3 protein-coding genes are annotated in these 2,691 nt (G+C 45.6%); 1 reads left to right on the top strand and 2 read right to left on the bottom strand.

Annotated elements, in window-relative coordinates; all coding sequences use genetic code 11:
* Nucleotides 1-261: hypothetical protein (locus tag ACLFWI_RS29140; RefSeq protein ID WP_446410645.1), on the top strand; the 261-nt coding region annotated here is incomplete at its 5' end.
* Nucleotides 262-750: 489 nt separating this feature from the next.
* Here ACLFWI_RS29140 and ACLFWI_RS29135 read toward each other — a convergent pair.
* A complete protein-coding gene (locus ACLFWI_RS29135; protein ID WP_446415830.1) occupies nt 751-1,908 on the bottom strand; it encodes an AAA family ATPase in 1,158 nt (385 codons plus the stop codon).
* A 221-nt stretch (nt 1,909-2,129) separates the two neighbouring features.
* Nucleotides 2,130-2,648: a hypothetical protein gene (locus ACLFWI_RS29130; RefSeq protein ID WP_446415829.1), complete on the bottom strand. Its 519-nt coding sequence runs from the start codon at nt 2,646-2,648 to the stop codon at nt 2,130-2,132.
* Nucleotides 2,649-2,691 lie beyond the last annotated feature (43 nt).

Here is a 2,691-nt window from a genome sequence, read left to right as displayed (position 1 = left end):
TATTTCAATCAGCTTTCGCCTTCAGAGCAAGAAAATCGTCCCCATTTAACTACTGTAGTTCAGGGACTTGCAGAACTACATCAACAAATCCTGCCAACTGCCGATTGTTCTAGAGACGGAAGAATTCACTTAACCATGAACCTAACAGAAGTTGCTGAGTGGGCTAGCCGTTTAGAATCTATTCAACAATCCGTCTATTTAATATACTTGTTCTGGGTGTCGGATGTGCTAGAGGAAGCAGAATCTTCAAATTGTAATTAGAACATAAATAATATGATGTCCGGCAAATCCCCCCTAATAAAAATGTAGGGGCTTGGTAACCAAGCCCCTACTCACCCTCACTGTAATTATGGGTATTCAACCGGACATGATATAACTAGACATAAACACTTTGTAGGGGCGAGTCGCTGGACATCAGTGTCAACTTAACGTCAAACCTATAGCCCGCAAGGAAATGAATTTCCTTGCTAATAGCTCAAGTCATCTAAAGATGACTCAATTGGCTGGCTTCTTTAATCTTCAGTCCACGAAGCGTGGACTTTCGCTATTAGCCAAGAACTTCAGTTCTTGGCGGATGTGGAAACCAACCATTAAGCCATCTCCAGCTTAAGTTGACACCAATGGTCGCTGGACTAACAGTAATAGGACAGCTAATTACTGTTAGTAACTCGCCCATTGATATCATGTCTGGTTGTATAGTGTGTCTATACATACCCGCAGCTATTTGGACACAAGCATTACCGTCCTCGACTACAACGTAACCGAAACCTCCATCAGTTCTTTGATCAAGGAATTACTGTCTTGACTCATTGACGGTTCTGGATGTTTGGCGATAATCACCGGAGTGTCTCCTACTTCACTATCCGGGATAGCTTGGAGAAGATAAACCTGTTCCGGGTTGACATTAGCAATCACCTGGGGTGAATGAGTCGCCACAATAAACTGACAGTTGGGGAAAGTTCGAGTCAGTGCTGGCACAATCTCATGTTGCCATTTCGGATGCAGGTGGAGTTCAATCTCATCAATCAGAACCACACCATTCCCTTCTAGGGGATTCGTTAACCCCGGATTCGCGATCGCTAATCGTTTGGCTAAATCGGCAGCGAGTGAGAGTAAGCCTTTTTCTCCTTCTGATAGTTGATTAACGACTAATTCTCGACCTTGTTTCGTCACTGTCATCCGTAAGGGGGCACGTCGCACCCGCAAGTTAGCAAAACCGGGTAACAGAGAGGATATCGCTTGTCGGATGGCTTCTAGGAGGCGATCGCGATGTTCGGGATTATCTCGACGCCATTCGTTTTCTAGATCCTCAAGATCCTTAAACCACTCGAAGAAGCTGCTAAAGTTAATCGACACACCCGTTAAGGCGTGGTCATAAATCGCCAGTTGGTTCGACCAATAGTATTTAGTTGTTTCTTGGGTAACCTTGTCGCAAAACTGGCGGTTGACGGGATAGTAAACCACGACGGGTAAATTCACATTCAGATTGTTTTGCAACTGATTCTTAATTCGCAAACAAATTCCTTCTAATTCTCGAATGTTCCCGCCTCTGGGTCGTCCCTTGGTATTGGATAATGAGAGAAACCAACTGATCTGCCGTTCCCTCAGGGAAATCGTGATCTCATTTTTGGTTTGATGGGCGCCATTGGCGATATCTTCCTGACTAAAAAAATGTCGTGGAATTTTCCGTTCTTCCGTAATATCCTGTTCGTTAATAAAATGTCCCGTTCCAATCGGATCTTGAAGTTCCGCCACAAAATGGGAAAGTAGGAGTGCGATACAGTCGAGAATACTGGATTTTCCCGTTCCGTTGATCCCCACCAAGACTGTCGGTTCAGTCTCATGGAACTCCAGCGTCAGATCGCCGATGCCACGGAACGAGTTGATTTTCAGGCGCTTGACTTTCATGGCTTATAGTAGGCTGATGGCAATAAAATGACACCGGGATGAAAAAGCAGCAATTGTTATTGATACTGCTGATGATACTCTGATCGGTTGAGCTTGTCCGGCAAAAGCCTCATGCAATTGATTAAAGAACTCCTAGTTTGGGGTTGTACAAACGTACCCTCACACGTCTAGAACCTAAATGCGTAACCGTTAACTGGGGTTACGCCAGCCGATGCCGACGCTTAGGGAGCAATCCCTAGTGAAGCTTCCCAGAAATAAACGCGATCGCAATATTGAAATCTGCTCGTACAGATAGCTTCCAGGGAAACATTTTGCGTGTTGGTCACATCCAGCGGTACGAAAGCGGGTTCTCCTCCGGGTGCAACGGTTCGAGATTCAGCCTTTACCCCATCTATATACACATTAACAAGAACCCTGGGGCTACCTTGGTCGTTATCGCGCATGCCAAACCCTAATTGCAACGTCTGAAAAGTGACATTCTCCCGATTGGGTTGCAGCCTACAGGTCAATGATGCCTGAGTATCGCCTGGACCCATATAAAATCGCGATGAGTAAACCGCTTTATTGACGACAACGTTTTCACTTCGACGTCTCCAGTTACCGATCCCCGTATCCACACAATTTAGCCTGAGCAGGAAGGTTGAGCGTTCTTGCGCTTGCACCATTTGCTGACTCGGGGCAGTCAACGCCGCAAATACAAGTCCACTGGCAATGATTTTCTGAATCAGTTTGCTTTTCATCTGCATTGAGTAGGTCACCCACACCAATAGGTGTCAATACTAC

Source organism: Coleofasciculus sp. (genome assembly GCF_046539235.1).
Taxonomy (GTDB): Bacteria; Cyanobacteriota; Cyanobacteriia; order Cyanobacteriales; family Coleofasciculaceae; genus Coleofasciculus.
Note: the sequence above shows the minus strand (reverse complement) of the source record. Positions and strands in the feature narration are given on the sequence as shown.

Excerpts from the sequence above, each read along its gene's own strand:
- ACLFWI_RS29135 (WP_446415830.1), bottom strand. The coding sequence starts at position 1,908 with ATGAAAGTCAAGCGCCTGAAAATCAACTCGTTCCGTGGCATCGGCGAT.
- ACLFWI_RS29130 (WP_446415829.1), bottom strand. The coding sequence starts at position 2,648 with ATGAAAAGCAAACTGATTCAGAAAATCATTGCCAGTGGACTTGTATTT.